The sequence below is a fragment of the Pseudomonas sp. P7779 genome (assembly GCF_013386315.1).
Lineage (GTDB): Bacteria > Pseudomonadota > Gammaproteobacteria > Pseudomonadales > Pseudomonadaceae > Aquipseudomonas.
Genome location: NZ_JACARZ010000026.1, coordinates 53544 through 75463, shown reverse-complemented (window position 1 = coordinate 75463; position 21920 = coordinate 53544). Strand labels below are relative to the sequence as shown.

Genomic DNA, 21920 nt, shown 5'->3' with positions numbered 1-21920 from the left:
ATGAGCCTCGTTTGTCGAGGCCTATGCAGATGACTACGCCGGCGCGCAGGGGTTCTGTTTTGTCGCTGGATTAGTCGAAAAACCCCGAAATCATTAGGTTTTGCACCCAAAGAGGGCGGCCCTAGTGGGCGCGCGCCTGGGTTACTCGATCCACCAGGTACACCAGGCCGTGGTAATCAATTCCACCGTGTTGTGTCAGGCCAATCTCACACGTACGGCTGGTGGAGATGCCTTCGCTGCAATATTGCACGGCGTCTTTGAGGCTGCGCAGTGAGTGCGCATTCAGCTCCGGCGTGGTGAAGCCTTTGTCGCCGGCAAACCCACAGCAGTGAATGCCTTCAGGGATCACCACGTTTTTGCTGCAACGCCTGGCCAGGTCGATCAGCGCCTGGCTCTCTCCCAGGTGTTGGGTGCTGCAGGTGACGTGCACGGCGATCGGAGCTTCCTGGGGGGTGAAGTCGAGGCGGTCCATCAGGTGCGTGCGGATAAAGCGTACCGGGTCGTAGAGGTCGAGGCGGGTTTCAGCCAGGTCCTGGACCAGGCGCAGGGTGCACGGGCTGGTGTCGCAGTAGATCGGGTCGAGGCCGCCACGGCTGGCGTGGAGCAGAGCGCCGATCAGTTCCTGGCGTTTGTGTTCGGCTTGTTCGGCGTAGCCCTTGGATGCGAATGGTTGGCCGCAGCAGAGGTTGTCCTGATTGTCGGGAAAGACTACCTGGTAACCGGCTTTTTCCAGCAGGCCACGGGTTTTGTCGTACAGCGACATCTGTTCGTGGTCGCCGGCTGCCGGGCCCATCGCACGTGAGACGCAGGCGGCGAGGTACACCACGCGGGGTCTCTCATCGCTCACGGCGGGGCTGAAGCGAATGGCCTTTTCCGGTTGCGGCATGGCGTTGGTCCACTGCGGGATTTGCCCCTTGGACAGCCGGGTTACCGTGGCCGAGAGCTTCGCCAGTCGCGGCGCGCCCAGCAGCATGCGCGCACCGTTGGCTACGTGCAGGGTGAAGCGCGCGCCTTGCAAGGCGGTGGCGAAGTGCGTCGACAGCCATTCGGCGGTTTTCGTACGGTCGGCGTCGCGGCTGCGCAGCTTTTTCACCAGGTCGCCGGTATTGATGCCTACCGGGCAGCGTTGGGCGCAAAGCCCGGTGGCCGCGCAGGTATCGATGCCCTGGTATTGATACGCCGCTTCCAGTTCAGTGGTGTCGATACCGGCGCGTTTCCTGGCCTGGATATCGCGCCAGATCACAATGCGCTGGCGCGGGCTCAGGGTCAGCCCCTTCGACGGGCACACCGGTTCGCAGAAACCGCACTCGATGCACTTATCCACAAGCTCGTCGGCGGCGGGCAGTGGCTTGAGGTGCTTGAGGTGGATTTGCGGGTCTTCGCTGAGCACCACGTCCGGGTTGAGAATGCCGTTGGGGTCGAGCAGGCGCTTGAGCTGCCACATCAATTGGTAGGCATCGCTGCCCCATTCCAGCTCGACGAAGGGCGCCATGTTGCGACCGGTGCCATGCTCCGCCTTCAACGAACCGCCAAACTCCACGGCCACCAGTTGTGCGACGTCTTCCATGAACGCCTGGTAGCGTGCGACTTCTTGCGCGCTGTTGAAGCCTTGGGTGAAGACGAAGTGCAGATTGCCTTCCAGGGCGTGTCCGAAAAGGATCGCTTCGTCGTAGTGATGTTTGTCGAACAGCTCGATCAGGCGATTGACGCCAATGGCCAGTTGTTCCACCGGGAAGGTCACGTCTTCGATAATCACGGTGGTGCCGGTTTTACGCACGGCGCCGACGGCGGGGAAGGTATCTTTGCGGATCGCCCACAGGCGGGCGTTTTCCACCGGGTCTTCGGTGAAGTCGACTTGTTTCTCCACTGGGAAGCTGGCCAGGGAAGCCATGATCAGCGCCAGTTGCTCATGCAGCAGCGAGGACGAAGCCGCGCGGGACTCGATTAGCAGCGCGCAGGCATTTTCCGACAATTGTTGTACGAAAGCCGGCATGCCGGGTTTGTCCTGCACCGAACGCATGCTGCGGCGGTCCAGTAGTTCAACCGCTGAAACAGGTTGGGTTTTGAGTACGGTCACCGCGTTGCAGCAGGTTTGCACATCGGGGAACACGATCAGGGCCGAGGCTTTGTTCGGGTGATCGATCACCGTGTCGTAGGTCACTGCGCTGATAAAGCCCAGGGTGCCTTCGGAGCCGACCAGCAAATGGCTGAGGATATCCAGTGGCTCGTCGAAATCCACCAGGGCGTTGAGTGACAACCCGGTGGTATTTTTCAGACGGTATTTGTGGCGGATTTTTGCAGCCAATTCGGCGTTGGCCCGGGTTTCGCGACCCAGGGTTGCCAGGCGTTCAAGCAGGTCGCCGTGACGTTGGCGAAAGGCCGCAACACTGGCCGGATCTTCCGTGTCCAGGCGGCTGCCGTCGGCCAGCACCAAGCGAATGCCCGCCAGGGTGTGATAGGTATTCTGCGCCGTGCCGCAGCACATGCCGCTGGCATTGTTGGCGACGATGCCGCCAATCTTGCAGGCATTGATCGACGCCGGGTCCGGGCCGATCTTGCGCCCGAACGGTGCCAGCCAGGCGTTGGCCTGCGCCCCGATCACGCCGGGCTGCAGACGAATTTGTGTGCCCTGGCCGCGAATCTCACGCCCGTTCCAATTGTCCCCCAGCACGATCAGTACCGAGTCGCTGATGGCCTGTCCCGAAAGGCTGGTGCCCGCCGCACGAAAGGTCACCGGCACGCGGTCGCGCTGGGCCAGTTGCAGCAGGGCCACCACTTCATCTTCCGATTCAACCCGGATTACCAGTTGTGGGATCAGTCGGTAAAAGCTGGCGTCGGTGCCGAAGGCGAGGGTGGAAAGTGGATCGTCGAAACGACGATCTTTCGGGATCAGTTGTGCGGCGTCGCTCAGAAAAGCAGCAGGCAGGCTCATCGGTCCTCCAGAAATAGCAGACGCCGGAATCGCTGCCCGGCGTCGGTTCTTACCCTATCGCGTGCAGGTCTTAATGCACCAGCATACCGGTGAACCAGTAAGCCTGGGCCAAGGTGATCAGCCCGACGATCGTCGCGAAAAACAGGCTGTGCTTGAGGGTAAAGCGGAACAGGTCGGATTCCTTGCCCACCAGGCCAGTGGCGGCGCATGCCACGGCAATCGACTGCGGCGAGATCATCTTGCCGGTCACGCCGCCGCTGGTGTTTGCCGCTACCAGCAAGGTGTCGTTGACGCCGATCTGGTGCGCGGTGGTGGCTTGCAGCGAGCTGAACAGTGCGTTGGATGAAGTATCAGAACCCGTCAGGAATACCCCGAGCCAGCCAAGGAATGGCGAGAAGAACGGGAATGCCGCGCCGGTAGCCGCCAGCACCAGGGCCATGGTTGATGACATGCCCGAATAGTTGGTGACGAAGGCAAAGGCCAGCACCATGCCGATGGAAAGGATCGGCCAGCGCAGCTCATAAAAAGTTTCTTTCAAGGTGGTCAGACCAGTTTTGAAATCAATCTTCAGCACCAGCATCGATACCAGGGCGGAGAAGAAAATCGCCGTGCCGGTGGCGGAAATCGGATCAAGCTTGAATACCGCGGGGATGGCCGTTGGCGTAGCAACGATGGGCGCAACCTTGATCACCAGTTGATCCAGGTGCGGGATCGCAAAGTTGAATACCGAGCTGTACATCGCGCCGCCGGCGGCGAACATCGCCTTGAACGGCTTGAGGGTCCAGATGGTGACCAGCACGGTCAGGATCAGGAACGGCGACCAGGCCTTGAAAATTTCCCCCAGGCTGTAAGGCGAAGCCAGGGTGTTGCGAGGCAGGCCAAAGCCACCGGCGCTGGCAGTGACGGCAGTGCCGGACGTTGCGCCAACGATTTGCGCGCCGGCACTGCGCTTGGGCTGCCAGACTTTCAGGAACAGGGTCAGGGAAATCAGGCTGGCCAGGGCCGAGGTGATGTCCGGCAGTTCCGGGCCGATGTAGTTCGAGGTGAAGAACTGGGTAACGGCGAAGCTCAGGCCCGCAACCAGCGCGGCAGGCCAGGTTTCCTTGACGCCGCGCAGGCCGTCCATCATGAACACCAGCCAGAACGGCACGAACAACGACAGCAGCGGCAATTGGCGACCGGCCATGGCGCCGATCTTGAACGCGTCGATGCCCGTCACCTGGCCCGCCACGATGATCGGAATCCCCAGTGCGCCGAACGCGACGGGGGCAGTGTTGGCAATCAGGCACAGGCCGGCGGCATACAGCGGATTGAAACCCAGGCCTACCAGCAGTGCGGCAGTAATCGCCACCGGTGCACCGAAACCGGCGGCGCCTTCCAGGAACGCGCCGAAGCAGAAGCCGATCAGCAGCACTTGCAGGCGCTGGTCGTCGGTAATCGACAGCACGGAGCTGCGGATGATTTCGAACTGGCCGCTCTTGACCGTCAGTTTGTACAGGAATACGGCGGCGACGATGATCCAGGCGATTGGCCACAGGCCGTAGGCGAAGCCATAACCGGCGGCGGCGAGCGCCATGTCGACCGGCATCTGGAAGGCAAATATCGCCACCAGGATCGACAGTGCCAGGGTGATGCTGCCCGCAACGTGGCCTTTGAGGCGAAACACCGCCAGGGCCAGGAAGAAAAATACGATAGGAATGACGGCGGCCAGTGCGGACAGGCCGAGGCTGCCGAGCGGGCTGTAGAGCTGTTGCCAGGTTTGCATATGGGGTGGCCCCTAATTGTTGTTGGTCAGGCACTGCTTGGATGATTTGGGTAATTGGTATTACCAATTTACAATCACCGTTGGCTAGGTTAAAAGCCTTCTGGGGGATGTGTCAATTTGCCGCTTGTGAATCTTTGGTCGTAGGTCGGGGTTGGTGGGTGCTGATTGGCTTAAACGAGGGCGTTCTGATAGGTGCCGGATACGCGGCGATAGGCCAGAATAGGGGCCCCGGCGAGTGGTCGGGATGGTGGAGAGTGAGCTATGGGGTTTGATCAGGTGCGTCAGCGCCGTTTGTCTGACGACATCGTCGAGCAGCTTGAGGGCATGATCCTTGAGGGCACGCTGAAGTCGGGCGAGCGCTTGCCGGCCGAGCGCGCACTGGCCGAGCAGTTCGGGGTGTCGCGGCCGTCGTTGCGTGAGGCGATCCAGAAGCTGGTGGCAAAAGGTTTGCTGATCAGTCGCCAAGGTGGTGGCAATTATGTGGTGGAGTCGCTGGGTTCAACCTTCAGTGATCCGCTGCTGCATCTGCTGGAAAATAATCCGGAGGCTCAGCGTGATCTTCTGGAGTTTCGTCAGACCCTGGAGGCCTCGTGCGCGTATTACGCAGCGTTGCGTGCCACTGAGGTGGACCGCGAGCGGCTAACGGCAGCGTTCGAGGAGTTGCAGGATTGCTACACGCGGTCGGATGAAGTGAGCCGGGCGGAAGAGGGCGCGGCGGATGCGAGGTTTCACCTGGCCATCGCCGAGGCCAGCCATAACGCGGTATTGCTGCACACCATTCGCGGCCTGTTCGACCTGCTCAAGCGTAATGTGGTGACCAATATTGGCGGCATGTACCAGCAGCGTACGGAGACCCGCGACATGCTGATCAATCAGCACCGGGACCTGTATCTGGCGATTATCGAGGGGCGCGCCGAGCAGGCACGGGAAGTCTCAACACGTCACCTGCTGTATGTGCAGGAAGTGCTGGAGGAAGTGCGGCAGGAGGTTCAGCGCATGGCCCGGGCGGAACGGCGCAAAGGGATGTAGCAAATGCTGTGGATGAGGGAGCGGGCTCCGTCATCCACATCAAGTCACAAGAAAGTCAGTCTTCCTTGCCCTTGTTGCGCACGGCACGCTGCAATTCCCGGTTGGAATCGCGCTCGCGCTCGGTATCACGCTTGTCGTATTCCTTCTTGCCCTTGCCCAGTGCGATCTCGCACTTGACCAGGTGCTTGCTCCAGTACCACGACAGGCAGACACAGGCGTAGCCCTTTTGCTGCACGGCGGCGTGGAGCTTTTCCAGCTCGCGGGCATTGAGCAACAGCTTGCGCGTGCGCACCGGGTCGGCGATCACGTGGGTGCTCGCGGTCATCAGCGGCGTGATATGACTGCCGAGCAGCCATGCCTCGCCGTCTTTGAGCAGCACATAACTGTCGACCAGCTGCAGCTTGCTGGCACGCAGACTTTTTACTTCCCAGCCGGCCAGGACCAGACCAGCCTCGAAACGATGTTCGATGAAGTAATCGTGTCGCGCCTTTTTATTTTGCGCGATGGTCCCTGTTGGGTGTTTCTTTTGTTTAGCCATAGGGGCGGCATTATAGGGAGTTGCGAGCGCGTCGGCTACGGTCAACCTGCGTGCTTGAGCGTGTTGAATGAATCCCGGACAATGCAGGCTGGTTTTTGATTTTTTTCTTTCGCGAATCCTGTTGTCCTTTCGCGATGTTTGCCGCTCAGCTGTGGAAATAACGCTCACATGACGACGCATATTCAACGTTCGGCCCTGCTGCCTTATCCGGCACAGGCGCTCTATGACCTGGTCAACGACGTGGCGCGTTACCCGGAGTTCCTGCCTTGGTGTTCGACTGCCGAGGTGTTGGAGAGCAGTGATGAGCACATGGTTGCCAGCGTGGGGGTGGCAAAGGGCGGCTTGAGCCAGCACTTTGTCACGCGCAACACGCTGGTGCCCGGGCAGTCCATCGAGATGAATCTCGAAGAAGGTCCGTTCACTCAGTTGCACGGTGTGTGGGTGTTCAAGGCGTTGAACGAGAAAGCCTGCAAGATCAGCCTAGACCTGTCGTTCGACTATGCCGGCCCTATCGTGCGTGCCACCCTGGGGCCACTGTTCAATCAGGCGGCCAATACTCTGGTGGACGCGTTTTGCCAGCGCGCCAAGCAAATGCATGGCTGAGCCATTGGTTGAAATCGAGGTGGTGTACGCCGCGGTGGATCGCCAGGTGTTGATGAGCCTGGCAGTAGCGCCGGGCTCAACCCTCAGGGCCGCAGTGTTGGGCTCGGGAATGGCTGCGCAATTTCCGGAGCTGAATCTGCAGGATTGCCCCTTGGGGATTTTCGGCAAGGTGGTAGCGGACGCTGACGTGCGTGTGGTGCAGGCTGGAGACCGAATCGAGATCTATCGGCCATTGCTCGCAGATCCGATGGAGATACGTCGTTTGCGTGCGGCGAAGGCTGCCAAGGCAAAACAGCAGAATTCATAGCTTGAGAAACGGTAGACAACAAAAAGCCCGGCATGCCGGGCTTTTTATCGAGCGTTACAAACTTACTGCGGGCTGGCATCCAGAGGTTCTGGAGTTGGCACCGGAACGGTTTGCACGCCGTCGACGCCTTTCTGGATCTCGTCCAGCAACGAGCCAGGCTTGGCCGGTACCTCGGACTTGGGCTTCTCCTCGTTCTGCGCGGGCGCAGGAGCGGTGGTGCCGTTGTCCTTGCCCAGCAAGGCTTCATCGCGGCTTACGCCCGGTTTGAAGTCCCCCGACAGGCTGACGAGCTGGTCATTGCCATTGAAGATGACACTGACCCGCTCCTGCTGGCGTTCACCGCCACCAGGTTGGATGCTATAGAGATAATCCCAGCGATCGGCATGGAATGTGTCGGTCAGCAGGGGATTGCCCATGATAAACCGTACTTGCCGTCGGGTCATTCCCGGGCGTAACTGGTCTATCATGTCCTGCGTGACGACATTGCCCTGCTGGATGTCGATTTTGTAAACCCCGGGGAATGAACAACCGGCGAGTGCGAGCAGTCCCACAAAGGTGAAACTGGTTAGCAAGAGCTTGGTGTTTTGCATCGGTGGGCGACTTCCACTATCTTGGCTGGGACAACGTAAACGCCGATCATACCCGTATTAAGAGAAGCTGCGAAGCAGCATCCGCGAGAAAGCTAACCATGGTTGAAAATAGCGAACTACGCAAAGCCGGTCTTAAAGTGACTCTGCCACGAGTCAAGATTCTACAAATGCTCGATTCTGCTGAGCAGCGCCACATGAGTGCCGAGGATGTATACAAGGCGCTGATGGAGTCTAACGAGGACGTCGGCCTGGCCACGGTTTACCGTGTTCTGACCCAGTTTGAAGCAGCAGGACTGGTGGTTCGTCATAATTTCGACGGCGGTCATGCAGTGTTCGAACTGGCCGACGGCGGTCATCACGACCACATGGTTGACCTGGATACCAATGAGGTTATCGAGTTCACCAGTCCGGAAATCGAGAAGCTCCAGCACATGATCGCTGAGCAGCATGGATTCGATTTGGTGGACCACAATCTGGTTCTCTACATACGTAAGAAAAAGTAAGAAAGCTACGCAGATTCGCTCTGCGAAACGATCGAAGGCGACCCTAGGGTCGCCTTCGTGCTTTCTATAGAAAGAAAATACTCAGTAAGCCAGGCTTCAGGCCTTCGCGGTTACCACCATTTTCTTCGCGTGAGCCAAGGACTCCTTGGTCAAGTCGATGCCGCCGAGCATCCGCGCCACTTCTTCTACCCGTTCGGTCTTGTTCAGCTTGGACACGGCGGTATGGGTCGCATCGCTGCCTCGCACCTTGTGCACGAACAAGTGCTGATGCCCTTGGGCAGCTACTTGTGGCAAGTGGGTAACGGTCAGTACCTGGCCGCGATCGCCCAGCCGGCGCAGCAACTGGCCCACGATCTCGGCAGTCGGGCCGCCGATCCCTACGTCCACTTCATCGAATACCAGTGTTGGCACGCGAGAGGTCTGGGCGGTGATCACCTGAATCGCCAGGCTGATCCGCGACAGCTCGCCGCCGGAAGCTACCTTTGCCAGTGCCTTGAGTGGCTGGCCCGGGTTCGCGCTGACCAGCAGTTCTACCTGTTCAAGGCCGTTGGGCAGCAGTTCATTGCTGGTGTTAGTGTGCAACTCGATGGTGAAGCGCCCGCCGGGCATGCCCAGGCGCTGGATTTCCTGCTCCACCGCGCTGGCCAGGCCGGTCGCTGCCTGATGGCGCAGGTCGCTGAGTTCTCGGGCTTTCTCGTGATAATGGCGAGCAAAGGACGCCAGCTCTTCACCCAGTCGCTCGATGGATTCGTCGTTGGCGTTCAGGGTTTCAATTTCATCCAGCAGCTTTTGCTGCATGGTTGCGACTTCGGTCGGCTGGATCCGGTGTTTGCGCGCCAGGGTGTAGATGGTGTCCAGGCGCTCTTCTATATCCTGCAGGCGGGCTGGGTCGGCATCGAAGTGATCGAGAAAGCGGTTCAGTTCGCCCACGGCTTCTTCTACCTGGATTTGCGCGCTGGTCAGCAGAGTGGTGGCTTCGTTCAGCGAGCCTGATGCGTTATTCACGCTGGATAGCCGGTTCAGGCTGGCAGTCAGGGCGTTGAGCACATTGCCGGAATCACTTTCGCTGCACTGCTCCACCACTTGGCGACAGATGCCCAGCAGGGTTTCGGCGTTGGTGAGGTTCTTGTGTTCCTGTTCCAGTTGCTCCAGTTCCGTCTCGCCGAGCCCCAGGCTTTCCAGTTCTTCCAGTTGGTAGCTGAGCAACTGGTGACGGGCGCGCTGCTCGTCGCCGGAGTTGGAGAGGCGCTCCAGCTCCTGGCGGGTCTGGCGCCAGCGCTGCGCAGCCAATTGCACCTGGCGCGCAAGATCGGTGGCACCGGCGTATTCGTCGAGGAGTCGGCGATGGGTGTCGGTTTTCAGCAGGGACTGGTGTTCATGCTGGCTGTGGATATCGATCAGCAGTTCGCCCAGGGCTTTCAGGTCGCCGAGCGGGCAGGGCGTGCCATTTATATAGCCGCGGGAGCGCCCTTCGGCCGTGATCACCCGGCGCAGGATGCACGGGCCTTCATTGTTAAGGTCGCGCTCGGCAAGCCAGGCCTCGGCTTCCGGGATATCGGCCAGGTCAAAGGTGGCGAGGATATCGGCCTTGTCGGCGCCCGGGCGTACCACCCCGCTGTCGGCGCGATCACCCAGGGTCAGGCCCAGGGCGTCGAGCATGATCGACTTGCCGGCGCCGGTTTCGCCTGTGATTACGCTCATCCCGCGATCCAGTTCAAGATCCAGATGTTCAACGATGGCGTAGTTATGTACGGACAGGTGCACCAGCATGACGGCCGCTCCCAGGCTTTAGGTCTGGTTATTTATACAGTGTTTTGTTTGGAGGTGACAATCCTGATGCTTAGTCCGATTTGCTTGAATAAATCGCTTTTTAAGCGCAACAGGGAATGATTGATAAGAATTGATCCAGGACAAGTGAAAGACTTTTGGTAACGCCTCAACCCTTGAACCTGAAAATTGTGGCCCCATATACCGGAACAGAAGCGCGAGTCGAGTTCGCGCATGATTTTGAAAGGAGAAATCTATGGCTGACGAACAGACGCAGGATACGCAAAATCCAGACGCCAACCAGGCCGCAGGTGAAGACCTGGCCGCTCGTGTGCAAGTGCTCGAAGAGCAATTGGCAGGCGCACAGGATCAATCGTTGCGTGTTGCCGCCGATCTGCAGAACGTCCGCCGCCGCGCCGAGCAGGATGTAGAAAAAGCTCACAAATTCGCCCTGGAAAAATTTGCCGGTGATCTGTTGCCGATCATCGACAGCCTGGAGCGTGGCCTTGAGCTGTCCAACCCGGACGACGAAAACATCCGCCCAATGCGCGAAGGGATCGAACTGACCCTGAAAATGTTCCAGGACACCCTGAAGCGTTATCAGCTGGAAGCCATCGATCCGCAAGGCGGCGAGCCGTTCAATGCCGAGCATCACCAGGCAATGGCGATGCAGGAAAACGCTGATCTTGAGCCGAACAGCGTATTGAAGGTGTTCCAGAAGGGTTACCAGCTCAACGGTCGCTTGCTGCGCCCGGCAATGGTTGTGGTGAGCAAGGCTCCTGCACCGGTTGCACCTTCTATTGATGAGCAGGCTTGAAATAAGTCGTAACGGCCCCATCTATAAGTCAAGCGTTTAAGTACTGTCGCAGTTAGCCACCACTGCTGCGGCAAAAAAATCTAAGTTTCGGGAGAGTAAATCATGGGCAAAATTATCGGTATCGACCTGGGGACTACCAACTCCTGCGTCTCCGTGCTGGAAAACGGCGTATCCAAAGTTATTGAAAACGCCGAAGGCGCACGCACCACTCCGTCCATCGTGGCTTATGCCAACGACGGCGAAATCCTGGTGGGCCAGTCCGCCAAGCGTCAAGCTGTGACCAATCCGCATAACACCCTGTACGCGGTGAAGCGTCTGATCGGTCGTAAGTTCGACGAAGAAGTCGTACAGAAAGACATCAAGATGGTCCCGTACAAAATCGCCAAGGCTGACAACGGTGACGCCTGGGTTGAAGTGAACGGCCAGAAAATGTCGCCGCCACAAATCTCGGCTGAAATCTTGAAAAAGATGAAGAAAACCGCCGAAGACTACCTCGGTGAAGCCGTGACTGAAGCGGTGATCACCGTTCCGGCCTACTTCAACGACAGCCAGCGCCAGGCGACCAAAGACGCCGGCCGTATTGCTGGCCTGGACGTGAAACGTATCATCAACGAACCAACCGCAGCCGCTCTGGCCTACGGTATGGACAAGGCCAAGGGCGACCACACTGTGATCGTTTACGACCTGGGTGGCGGTACCTTCGACGTTTCCGTGATCGAAATCGCTGAAGTCGATGGCGAGCACCAGTTCGAAGTGTTGGCCACCAACGGTGACACGTTCCTGGGCGGTGAAGACTTTGACATTCGTCTGATCGACTACCTCGTTGACGAATTCAAGAAAGAAAGCGGCATGAACCTCAAGGGTGACCCGCTGGCCATGCAGCGCCTGAAAGAAGCCGCTGAGAAAGCCAAGATCGAACTGTCTTCGAGCAATTCGACCGACGTGAACCTGCCGTACATCACTGCAGACGCTACCGGTCCTAAGCACTTGAACGTGAAAATCTCCCGCGCCAAGCTGGAAGCGCTGGTAGAAGACCTGGTTCAACGCACCATCGAGCCTTGCCGCATTGCGCTGAAAGACTCGGGTATCGACGTTGGCGCGATCAACGACGTGATCCTGGTGGGCGGTCAGACCCGTATGCCACTGGTTCAGAAGCTGGTGACCGAGTTCTTCGGTAAAGAAGCGCGTAAAGACGTGAACCCGGACGAAGCAGTTGCCATGGGTGCTGCCATCCAGGGCGCGGTATTGGCCGGCGACGTGAAAGACGTTCTGCTGCTGGACGTAAGCCCGCTGACCCTGGGTATCGAAACCATGGGCGGCGTGATGACTGCGCTGATCGAGAAAAACACCACGATTCCTACCAAGAAATCGCAAGTGTTCTCGACTGCCGATGACAACCAGGGCGCCGTGACCATTCACGTGCTGCAAGGTGAGCGTAAGCAAGCCGGTCAGAACAAGTCCCTGGGCAAGTTCGACCTGGCCGAGATTCCACCAGCACCACGTGGCGTGCCGCAAATTGAAGTGACCTTCGACATCGACGCCAACGGCATTCTGCACGTAGGCGCCAAAGACAAGGCCACCGGCAAGACTCAGTCGATCGTGATCAAGGCTAACTCGGGTCTGTCCGAGGAAGAAATCCAGCAGATGATCCGTGACGCTGAAGCCAACGCTGACGAAGACCGCAAGTTCGAAGAGCTGGCCGCTGCCCGTAACCAGGGTGATGCACTGGTTCACTCGACTCGCAAAATGATCGCTGATGCTGGCGACAAAGTGACTGCCGAAGAGAAAACTGCAATCGAAGCCGCAGTAGTTGCCCTAGAAGCCGCCGTTAAAGGCGACGACAAGGCCGCCATCGAAGCCAAGGTTGAAGAGCTGTCGAAAGTCTCTGCGCCAGTGGCTCAGAAAATGTACGCCGAACAAGGCCAGCCGGCTGATGGTGCTGCACACCAGGCAGAACCTGAAGCCAAGCACGACGATGTTGTCGATGCCGAGTTCGAAGAAGTCAAAGACCAGAAGTAACTTGGTCGCCCGGTTGACCGCTCACAAGCGGTGACTGGTAGGATGTCGCCGCGCGGGAGCTTGCTCCCGCGTTGGCGTGTCTGGGGTACGCGAATTTTTACAGCATGCGACAACGCTCGGATGCTGGCGGTGTGATCGGGAATGCTCCTGCTTTCCGGACGACACTCACCGCGTTTTTGGCCGGTTTCCGGTTGAAAGCAGTAACGACCAGGATCGTTGAATTGACGTGAGTTGGGTCCGGGCCTGTATTGGGGCTCAACGAGTTTGGCAAGGCTCAGGAGGGTTTTGCCGGACGTCCTTAAGAGTGCAAAGACTTATGGCAAAGCGTGACTATTACGAAGTGTTGGGTGTGGAGCGTGGCTCCAGCGAGGCGGACCTGAAAAAGGCTTACCGTCGCCTGGCGATGAAGCACCACCCGGACCGTAATCCGGATAGCAAAGAATCCGAAGAGCTGTTCAAAGAGGCCAATGAGGCCTACGAATGCCTGTGTGATCCGAACAAGCGCGCCGCTTACGACCAGTATGGCCATGCCGGTGTCGACCCAAGCATGGGTGGCGGCGGTGCCGGTTTCGGCGGGCAGAACTTCTCCGATATTTTCGGCGACGTGTTCAGCGACTTCTTTGGCGGCGGCCGCGGTGGCCAGCGTGGCGGTGCCCAGCGTGGCAGCGACCTGCGCTACACCCTGGAGCTGAACCTGGAAGAAGCGGTGCGCGGTACCAGCGTCAATATCCGTGTTCCGACGCTGGTCAATTGCAAGCCGTGCGACGGTTCGGGTGCCAAGAAAGGCTCCTCGCCGATCACTTGCCCGACTTGCGGCGGTATCGGCCAGGTACGCATGCAGCAAGGCTTCTTCTCGGTGCAGCAAACCTGCCCGCGCTGCCACGGCCAGGGCAAGATCATTTCCGATCCGTGCGACTCGTGCCACGGCGAAGGGCGTGTCGAAGAGTACAAGACTCTCTCGGTGAAAGTGCCGGCGGGTGTTGATACTGGCGACCGCATTCGTTTGTCGGGCGAAGGCGAGGCGGGCACTCAGGGCGGCCCGACGGGCGACCTGTATGTGGTGATCAATGTGCGCGAGCACTCGATTTTCCAGCGCGACGGCAAGCATTTGTTCTGTGAAGTGCCGATCAGCTTTGTCGATGCGGCCCTGGGTGGCGAGCTTGAGATTCCGACGCTGGACGGTCGGGTCAAGCTGAAGATCCCTGAGGGTACGCAGACCGGCAAGCAGTTCCGTATCCGTGGCAAAGGCGTTGCGCCGGTGCGCGGTGGCGGTGCTGGTGACCTGATGTGCCGTGTGGCGGTAGAGACGCCGGTGAACCTGGGGCGTCGTCAGCGCGAACTGCTGGAAGAGTTCCGCAGCTCCCTGGCCGGCGATGACACTCATTCGCCAAAGACCACCGGCTGGTTCGAAGGCGTGAAGCGCTTCTTCGGCGACCTGTAAGGAAGTGAGTATGCGACGTATCGCGGTGATGGGCGCTGCCGGGCGCATGGGCAAGACCCTGGTCGAGGCCGTGCAGGCAAGCTCGCCGGCCTCCGGGCTGACGGCGGCGATTGTTCGTCCCGGCAGCACCTTGATTGGTGCGGATGCGGGTGAGTTGGCGTCCCTGGGGCGGATCGGCGTTTCGTTGTCCGGCAATCTGGAGCAGGTTGCCGACGAGTTCGACGTGCTGATCGATTTCACCCTGCCGGACGTGATGCTGAAAAACCTGGCGTTCTGCCGCAAGGCGGGCAAGGCCATGGTGATCGGCACAACGGGCCTGAGCGCCGAGCAAAAGCAGCTGCTGGTGGAGGCGGGCAAGGATATTCCAATCGTGTTCGCGGCCAATTTCAGCGTCGGCGTCAATCTGTCGCTGAAGCTGCTCGACATGGCGGCGCGGGTGATGGGTGATGAGGCTGACATCGAGATCATCGAGACTCATCACCGGCACAAGATCGATGCGCCGTCCGGTACGGCATTGCGTATGGGCGAGGCGATTGCCGATGCCCTGGGTCGTGACCTGTCAAAGGTGGCGGTGTATGGTCGTGAAGGTCATACCGGGGCTCGCGCCCACGACACCATCGGTTTTGCCACCGTTCGCGGCGGTGATGTGGTGGGCGATCACACGGTGTTGTTCGCAACCGAGGGTGAGCGTCTTGAGATCACTCACAAGGCGTCTAGCCGCATGACGTTCGCCAAGGGTGCCGTACGTGCGGCGCTGTGGCTGGAGGGTCGTACGCCGGCCCTGTACGACATGCGCGACGTGCTGGACCTGCATTAAGAAGTAGCTAAAACGGGGTCTCAGGAATATGCTGAGACCCCGTTTTTACCCGCTAGGCGACGTCCTGTCGCATTCCCCTGCCTTTAAGGCTCATTAGCGGTGGACCAAAAAAGCCTTTTTCTGTAAGCTACAGCTTTAGTGTGTCCACTAAAAGCGCGCAGAATAATTCAGTGAAGAAGCGGGGTGACGTGTCCATACGTCACTCCGCTTTTTTACAACCTGCGATCGCCCTTTCAGGCTTTATTTACGGGAGGTCTTCTTGACTAAGCCAGCCATACTCGCCCTTGCTGATGGCAGCATTTTTCGCGGCGAAGCCATTGGAGCCGACGGTCAGACCGTTGGAGAGGTGGTGTTCAACACCGCCATGACCGGCTATCAGGAAATCCTTACTGATCCTTCCTACGCCCAACAGATCGTTACCCTGACCTATCCGCACATCGGCAACACCGGTACTACACCGGAAGACGCCGAGTCTGATCGTGTCTGGTCGGCTGGCCTGGTCATTCGTGACCTGCCACTGGTAGCGAGCAACTGGCGTAACACGATGTCCCTGTCCGATTACCTGAAAGCCAACAACGTTGTGGCGATCGCCGGTATCGATACGCGTCGCCTGACACGCATCCTGCGTGAAAAAGGCTCGCAGAACGGCTGCATCATGGCCGGTGACAACATCTCCGAAGAAGCAGCGATTGCAGCGGCCCAAGGTTTCCCTGGCCTGAAAGGCATGGATCTGGCGAAAGTCGTCAGCACCAAGGAAACGTACGAGTGGCGCTCCACCGTCTGGGACTTGAAGACCGACAGCCACGCGACCATCGAAGCTTCCGAACTGCCGTACCACGTCGTGGCCTACGACTACGGTATCAAGCACAACATCCTGCGCATGCTGGTCGAGCGCGGTTGCCGCGTGACCGTGGTGCCTGCACAGACCCCGGCCAACGACGTACTGGCCCTGCAGCCGGACGGCGTGTTCCTGTCCAACGGCCCGGGTGACCCGGAGCCTTGCGACTACGCCATCAAGGCGATCAAGGAAGTGCTGGAAACCGAGATCCCGGTGTTCGGCATCTGCCTCGGCCACCAACTGCTGGCCCTGGCTTCCGGCGCCAAGACCCTGAAAATGGGTCACGGCCACCACGGTGCCAACCACCCGGTGCAAGATCTGGACACCGGCGTCGTGATGATCACCAGCCAGAACCACGGTTTTGCGGTGGATGAAGCGACGCTGCCGGGCAACGTCCGGGCGATTCACAAGTCGCTGTTCGACGGTTCCCTGCAAGGTATCGAGCGCACCGACAAGAGCGCGTTCAGCTTCCAGGGCCACCCTGAAGCAAGCCCGGGCCCGAACGACGTAGCGCCGCTGTTCGACCGTTTCATCAATGAGATGGCCAAGCGACGCTAACTGAGCGGCCTGAGGGCGGCCCGGGAAACCGGCGGCCCCCTCGGGCTCTTCAAAGATTGTTCAAGACGGCTTGCCGACTGACCTGCGGATTTGAGTGACAAACCCATGCCAAAACGTACAGACATAAAAAGCATCCTGATTCTCGGCGCTGGCCCGATCGTGATCGGCCAGGCCTGCGAATTCGACTACTCCGGCGCCCAGGCCTGTAAGGCCCTGCGCGAAGAGGGCTACCGCGTCATCCTGGTGAACTCCAACCCGGCCACCATCATGACCGACCCGGACATGGCCGACGCCACCTACATCGAGCCGATCAAGTGGCAGACCGTTGCCAAGATCATCGAGAAAGAGCGTCCGGACGCACTGCTGCCAACCATGGGTGGCCAGACCGCCCTGAACTGCGCACTGGACCTGGAGCGCGAAGGCGTCCTGGAGAAGTTCGGCGTAGAGATGATCGGCGCCAATGCCGACACCATCGACAAGGCTGAAGACCGTTCGCGTTTCGACAAGGCCATGAAGTCCATCGGCCTTGATTGCCCGCGTTCCGGTATCGCCCATAGCATGGAAGAGGCCAACGCGGTCCTGGAGCGCCTGGGCTTCCCGTGCATCATCCGTCCGTCCTTCACCATGGGCGGCACCGGCGGCGGTATCGCTTACAACCGTGAAGAGTTCGAAGAAATCTGCGCCCGCGGCCTGGACCTGTCTCCGACCAAAGAGCTGCTGATCGACGAATCCCTGATCGGCTGGAAAGAATATGAGATGGAGGTTGTCCGCGATAAGAAGGACAACTGCATCATCGTCTGCTCGATCGAAAACTTCGACCCGATGGGCGTGCACACCGGTGACTCGATCACCGTTGCGCCGGCACAGACCCTGACGGACAAGGAATACCAGATCATGCGTAACGCCTCTTTGGCGGTGCTGCGTGAGATCGGTGTGGAAACCGGTGGCTCCAACGTCCAGTTCGGCATCTGCCCGGACACTGGCCGCATGGTTGTGATCGAGATGAACCCGCGTGTATCGCGTTCTTCGGCGCTGGCATCGAAAGCTACCGGCTTCCCGATTGCGCGCATCGCCGCCAAGCTGGCGATCGGTTACACCCTGGACGAGCTGCAGAACGAAATCACCGGCGGCGCAACACCGGCTTCCTTCGAGCCGTCGATCGATTACGTCGTCACCAAGCTGCCACGCTTCGCTTTCGAGAAATTCCCGAAAGCCGACGCCCGCCTGACCACTCAGATGAAGTCGGTCGGTGAAGTCATGGCCATCGGCCGGACCTTCCAGGAGTCCCTGCAGAAAGCCCTGCGCGGCCTGGAAGTGGGCGTTTGCGGCCTGGACGAGAAGCTCGACCTGAGCAACCCGGAAAGCATGAGCGTGCTCAAGCGCGAGCTGACCGTGCCGGGTGCCGAGCGTATCTGGTACGTGGCCGATGCTTTCCGCGCCGGCATGACCGTCGAAGACATCTTCGGCATGAACATGATCGACCCGTGGTTCCTGGTGCAGATCGAAGATCTGATCAAGGAAGAAGAGAAGGTCAAGACCCTCGGTCTGTCCTCCATCGACCGCGACCTGATGTTCCGCCTCAAGCGCAAAGGTTTCTCCGACATGCGTCTGGCCAAGCTGCTGGGCGTGACCGAGAAGAACCTGCGCACCCATCGCCACAAGCTGGACATCTTCCCGGTCTACAAGCGCGTTGATACCTGTGCGGCCGAGTTCGCCACCGACACTGCATACATGTACTCCACCTACGAGGAAGAGTGCGAAGCCGCGCCGTCGGGCCGCGACAAGATCATGATCCTGGGCGGCGGTCCAAACCGTATCGGCCAAGGCATCGAGTTCGATTATTGCTGCGTACACGCCGCTCTCGCCCTGCGCGAAGACGGGTACGAGACCATCATGGTCAACTGCAACCCGGAAACTGTTTCTACTGACTACGACACTTCCGACCGTCTGTACTTCGAGCCGGTAACGCTGGAAGACGTACTGGAAATCTGCCGCGTCGAGAAGCCAAAAGGCGTGATCGTCCAGTACGGCGGCCAAACCCCGTTGAAACTGGCTCGCGCACTTGAAGCTGCTGGCGTACCAATCATCGGCACCAGCCCTGACGCTATCGACCGCGCTGAAGATCGTGAGCGCTTCCAGCAGATGGTTGAGCGCCTGAACCTGCGTCAGCCGCCAAACGCCACTGTGCGCAGCGAAGACGAAGCGATCCGCGCGGCCAGCAAGATTGGTTACCCGCTGGTGGTGCGTCCGTCCTACGTACTGGGTGGCCGGGCGATGGAAATCGTCTACGAAGAAGACGAACTCAAGCGTTACCTGCGTGATGCGGTGAAAGTGTCCAACGACAGCCCGGTGCTGCTGGACCACTTCCTCAACTGCGCCATCGAGATGGACGTGGATGCGGTCTGCGACGGCACCGACGTGGTGATCGGCGCGATCATGCAGCACATCGAACAGGCTGGCGTTCACTCCGGTGACTCCGCTTGCTCGCTGCCGCCATACTCGCTGCCTGCACACATCCAGGACGAGATGCGCGAACAGGTCAAGAAAATGGCCCTGGAGCTGGGCGTGGTCGGCCTGATGAACGTACAGTTGGCGCTGCAAGGCGAAGACATCTACGTCATCGAAGTCAACCCGCGCGCCTCGCGTACCGTGCCGTTTGTTTCCAAGTGCATCGGAGTTTCCCTGGCAATGATTGCTGCCCGTGTGATGGCCGGTAAGACCTTGAAGGAAATCGGCTTCACCAAGGAAATCATTCCGAACTTCTACAGTGTGAAAGAGGCGGTGTTCCCATTCGCCAAATTCCCTGGTGTGGACCCGATCCTGGGCCCGGAGATGAAGTCCACCGGTGAAGTGATGGGCGTGGGCGATACCTTCGGTGAAGCATTCGCCAAAGCCCAGATGGGCGCCAGCGAAGTGCTGCCTACCGGCGGTACTGCGTTCATCAGCGTGCGCGATGATGACAAGCCGCTGGTTGCAGGCGTGGCCCGTGATCTGATCAACTTGGGCTTCGAAGTCGTGGCCACTGCCGGGACCGCCAAGCTGATCGAGGCTGCCGGCCTGAAAGTGCGTCGCGTGAACAAGGTGACGGAAGGCCGTCCACACGTGGTCGACATGATCAAGAATGACGAAGTCACCTTGATCATCAACACCACCGAAGGTCGCCAGTCGATCGCGGACTCCTACTCCATTCGTCGTAACGCCTTGCAGCACAAGATCTACTGCACCACCACCATTGCTGCTGGCGAAGCTATCTGCGAAGCGCTGAAGTTCGGTCCTGAAAAAACCGTGCGTCGCTTGCAGGATCTACACGCAGGATTGAAGGCATGATCAAATACCCAATGACCGTCCAGGGCGCAAAAGCCCTGGAAGAAGAGCACGCCCACCTGACCAAGGTCGTCCGTCCAAAGCTGAGCCAGGACATCGGTACGGCCCGGGAATTGGGTGACCTGAAGGAAAACGCTGAATACCATGCTGCCCGCGAGCAGCAAGGTATGGTCGAGGCGCGGATCCGTGACATCGAAGGCCGCCTGCAGAATTCGGTGGTTATCGACGTCACGACTATCCCGCATACCGGCAAGGTGATTTTCGGCACCACCGTGGAAATCGCCAACGTCGAGACTGACGAAAGCGTGGTTTACCACATCGTGGGTGAAGACGAGGCCGACTTCAAACTCGGCAAGATCTCCGTCGGTTCGCCGCTGGCCCGCGCCTTGATTGCCAAGGAAGAGGGTGACGTGGTGGCCGTCAAGACGCCTGGTGGCGTGATCGAGTACGAGATTGTCGAAGTTCGTCACATCTGAAAGACGGCGCCCGCTTCGTGCGGGCGCCATGCTTTGGCAGTTTGCCCAGATGCTTTGGGTTGGCGGCCTATGGCTGTTACATATTGGTGTGCTGCCGGCGCTGGGCCTGATTGGCCTGGCACCGTTGCTGATCGATGAGGTCAGCGGATTATTAAATGCGTTGCTGGTAGGTTTTGCAGCGGCGTGCGTGACGCTTCAGGCGCTGGTGCTGATCAAGGCCGAAGGCTTGGGGAGTCTGTGGCGGGATATTCGCGGGCAACTGCTGTTGATGGCGCTGTATGCGTGCGCAATGTTTTACGTGGTGCGCATCTTTCTGCCGGAGGCGTTGCGCTGGCAGCTGTTCAGCTATCTTGTGCTAGGGTTTTCCGGGTTGGTGCTGGTTGTACAGCCGGCGCCAGGATGGAGTGGCAGGGCGTGCGAAGCACGCCCGTGACCCTTGTTTCACTTGAAGCGGTGTACGTTCGACAGTTGCTTGTTGGCGCTGAAGTTCTTGCGATACAGCAGCGCCATCTTGCCGATGACCTGAACCAGGTCCGCTTTGCCAGCCTTGCACAGTTCTGCAATAGCTGCCAGGCGCGCCTCGCGATCAAGGATGCTGACCTTGATCTTGATTAGCTCGTGATCGCCCAATGCGCGTTCAAGTTCGGCTAACACACCTTCAGTCAAACCGTTGTCAGCCACAATCAAAACTGGTTTCAGATGGTGGCCAATGGATTTGTACTGTTTCTTCTGCTCTTGAGTGAGCGGCATAATCTGACCCCTGCGTCTGATCTTGTAAAAAGCGGCGGCCAGTTTACCCGAGCGAGTCCGGGACCGCCCAGTTAATCACGACCCGTTTTATTTTCGAGGTGGCCCGTGGCCCGTTCCAAAACTAGCCTTAAGTGGCTGCAAGAGCATTTCAACGACCCTTACGTCAAAATGGCGCAAAAGGATGGCTACCGTTCCCGGGCCAGCTACAAACTGCTGGAGATCCAGGAAAAGGACAAGTTGATCCGTCCTGGCATGAGCGTTATCGACCTGGGTGCCGCCCCGGGTGGCTGGTCCCAGGTGACCAGTCGTCTGATTGGTGGACAAGGTCGTTTGATCGCTTCCGACATCCTGGAAATGGACAGCATCCCTGACGTGACCTTTGTTCACGGCGATTTTACCCAGGATGAAGTGCTGGCACAGATCCTTGAGGCCGTCGGAAATTCGCAGGTAGACCTTGTGATTTCCGATATGGCCCCCAATATGAGTGGATTACCGGCTGTTGATATGCCGCGAGCCATGTTCCTGTGCGAATTGGCACTGGACCTGGCAGGACGGGTACTGCGTCCGGGTGGTGACTTCCTGGTCAAGGTCTTCCAGGGTGAAGGCTTCGACGAGTATCACAAGAACATCCGCAAACTGTTCGACAAGGTACAGACACGCAAGCCTGACTCTTCCCGGGACAGGTCTCGCGAGCAGTATTTGCTGGGTCGCGGCTTCCGTGGCATTGAAGGCGCTGCCAGTGAAGAGCGTTTTTGAGAAATTTGACGGAGGCGATAGGTTTTTTTATATCGCTTTCGTCATGAAGCTTTACGAATATTGTGTAGTCAAAGTTTCACAAAGGGTTAC

General features: G+C 59.0%; 19 protein-coding genes. 13 read left to right on the top strand and 6 right to left on the bottom strand.

Features of this window, described 5'->3' with window-relative positions; genetic code table 11:
- Positions 1-121 precede the first annotated feature (121 nt).
- Entirely contained in the window at positions 122-2932 is a 2811-nt protein-coding gene (locus HX869_RS09660) for an FAD-binding and (Fe-S)-binding domain-containing protein (protein ID WP_178903017.1), read from the bottom strand.
- 70 nt (positions 2933-3002) lie between these two features.
- Positions 3003-4697 carry a lactate permease LctP family transporter gene (locus HX869_RS09655; protein ID WP_003212243.1) on the bottom strand — a complete coding sequence of 565 codons (1695 nt, stop codon included), beginning with the start codon at positions 4695-4697 and terminating at the stop codon, positions 3003-3005.
- Between the two features lie 261 nt (positions 4698-4958).
- Between HX869_RS09655 and HX869_RS09650 the strand changes: the two genes are divergently transcribed.
- Positions 4959-5726 carry an FCD domain-containing protein gene (locus HX869_RS09650; protein WP_003212240.1) on the top strand — a complete coding sequence of 256 codons (768 nt, stop codon included), beginning with the start codon at positions 4959-4961 and terminating at the stop codon, positions 5724-5726.
- Between the two features lie 55 nt (positions 5727-5781).
- Here the strand turns inward: HX869_RS09650 and smpB are convergent, their stop codons facing one another.
- Positions 5782-6264, bottom strand: coding sequence for an SsrA-binding protein SmpB (gene smpB, locus HX869_RS09645; protein ID WP_003212238.1), 483 nt, complete (start codon positions 6262-6264; stop codon positions 5782-5784).
- Between the two features lie 168 nt (positions 6265-6432).
- On the opposite strand from smpB, the gene HX869_RS09640 reads away from it, so the two are divergent.
- Positions 6433-6867, top strand: coding sequence for a type II toxin-antitoxin system RatA family toxin (locus HX869_RS09640; RefSeq protein ID WP_003212236.1), 435 nt, complete (start codon positions 6433-6435; stop codon positions 6865-6867).
- On the top strand, positions 6860-7174 hold the full coding sequence (locus HX869_RS09635; RefSeq protein ID WP_177009217.1) for an RnfH family protein: 315 nt from the start codon (positions 6860-6862) through the stop codon (positions 7172-7174). The genes HX869_RS09640 and HX869_RS09635 overlap by 8 nt, the downstream gene beginning before the upstream one ends.
- 62 nt (positions 7175-7236) lie before the next feature.
- On the opposite strand, the gene HX869_RS09630 is transcribed toward HX869_RS09635, so the two are convergent.
- On the bottom strand, positions 7237-7764 hold the full coding sequence (locus tag HX869_RS09630) for an outer membrane protein assembly factor BamE (RefSeq protein WP_003212232.1): 528 nt from the start codon (positions 7762-7764) through the stop codon (positions 7237-7239).
- Positions 7765-7862: 98 nt separating this feature from the next.
- On the opposite strand from HX869_RS09630, the gene fur reads away from it, so the two are divergent.
- Entirely contained in the window at positions 7863-8267 is a 405-nt protein-coding gene (gene fur, locus HX869_RS09625) for a ferric iron uptake transcriptional regulator (RefSeq protein WP_003212228.1), read from the top strand.
- 96 nt (positions 8268-8363) lie between these two features.
- Here the strand turns inward: fur and recN are convergent, their stop codons facing one another.
- Positions 8364-10037, bottom strand: a complete 1674-nt coding sequence (gene recN / locus HX869_RS09620) for a DNA repair protein RecN (protein WP_008436836.1) — start codon at positions 10035-10037, stop codon at positions 8364-8366.
- 253 nt (positions 10038-10290) lie between these two features.
- Here recN and grpE point away from each other — a divergent pair, with 253 nt between their 5' ends.
- The 8 genes from grpE (at position 10291) to HX869_RS09580 (ending at position 20757) form a co-directional block, all read left to right on the top strand.
- The gene (gene grpE / locus HX869_RS09615) at positions 10291-10851 is read left to right on the top strand and encodes a nucleotide exchange factor GrpE (protein ID WP_003212224.1); all 561 of its coding nucleotides are present in this window, start codon (positions 10291-10293) and stop codon (positions 10849-10851) included.
- Between the two features lie 102 nt (positions 10852-10953).
- Positions 10954-12870, top strand: coding sequence for a molecular chaperone DnaK (dnaK, locus tag HX869_RS09610; protein ID WP_003212222.1), 1917 nt, complete (start codon positions 10954-10956; stop codon positions 12868-12870).
- Between the two features lie 316 nt (positions 12871-13186).
- Positions 13187-14311 carry a molecular chaperone DnaJ gene (gene dnaJ, locus HX869_RS09605; protein WP_003212219.1) on the top strand — a complete coding sequence of 375 codons (1125 nt, stop codon included), beginning with the start codon at positions 13187-13189 and terminating at the stop codon, positions 14309-14311.
- Between the two features lie 10 nt (positions 14312-14321).
- Entirely contained in the window at positions 14322-15128 is an 807-nt protein-coding gene (gene dapB / locus HX869_RS09600) for a 4-hydroxy-tetrahydrodipicolinate reductase (protein WP_178903016.1), read from the top strand.
- Between the two features lie 259 nt (positions 15129-15387).
- On the top strand, positions 15388-16524 hold the full coding sequence (gene carA, locus HX869_RS09595) for a glutamine-hydrolyzing carbamoyl-phosphate synthase small subunit (RefSeq protein WP_003212214.1): 1137 nt from the start codon (positions 15388-15390) through the stop codon (positions 16522-16524).
- A 105-nt stretch (positions 16525-16629) separates the two neighbouring features.
- Positions 16630-19851, top strand: a complete 3222-nt coding sequence (carB, locus tag HX869_RS09590; RefSeq protein ID WP_003212212.1) for a carbamoyl-phosphate synthase large subunit — start codon at positions 16630-16632, stop codon at positions 19849-19851.
- Positions 19848-20324 (top strand): transcription elongation factor GreA, encoded by a 477-nt coding sequence (greA, locus tag HX869_RS09585; RefSeq protein ID WP_003212209.1) that lies wholly within the window; start codon positions 19848-19850, stop codon positions 20322-20324. The genes carB and greA overlap by 4 nt, the downstream gene beginning before the upstream one ends.
- Positions 20325-20352: 28 nt before the next feature.
- Positions 20353-20757, top strand: a complete 405-nt coding sequence (locus HX869_RS09580; RefSeq protein ID WP_178903015.1) for an MFS transporter — start codon at positions 20353-20355, stop codon at positions 20755-20757.
- Positions 20758-20765: 8 nt separating this feature from the next.
- Here the strand turns inward: HX869_RS09580 and yhbY are convergent, their stop codons facing one another.
- Positions 20766-21074 (bottom strand): ribosome assembly RNA-binding protein YhbY, encoded by a 309-nt coding sequence (gene yhbY / locus HX869_RS09575; protein ID WP_003212205.1) that lies wholly within the window; start codon positions 21072-21074, stop codon positions 20766-20768.
- A 105-nt stretch (positions 21075-21179) separates the two neighbouring features.
- Here yhbY and rlmE point away from each other — a divergent pair, with 105 nt between their 5' ends.
- Positions 21180-21830: a 23S rRNA (uridine(2552)-2'-O)-methyltransferase RlmE gene (gene rlmE, locus HX869_RS09570; RefSeq protein WP_003212203.1), complete on the top strand. Its 651-nt coding sequence runs from the start codon at positions 21180-21182 to the stop codon at positions 21828-21830.
- Positions 21831-21920 lie beyond the last annotated feature (90 nt).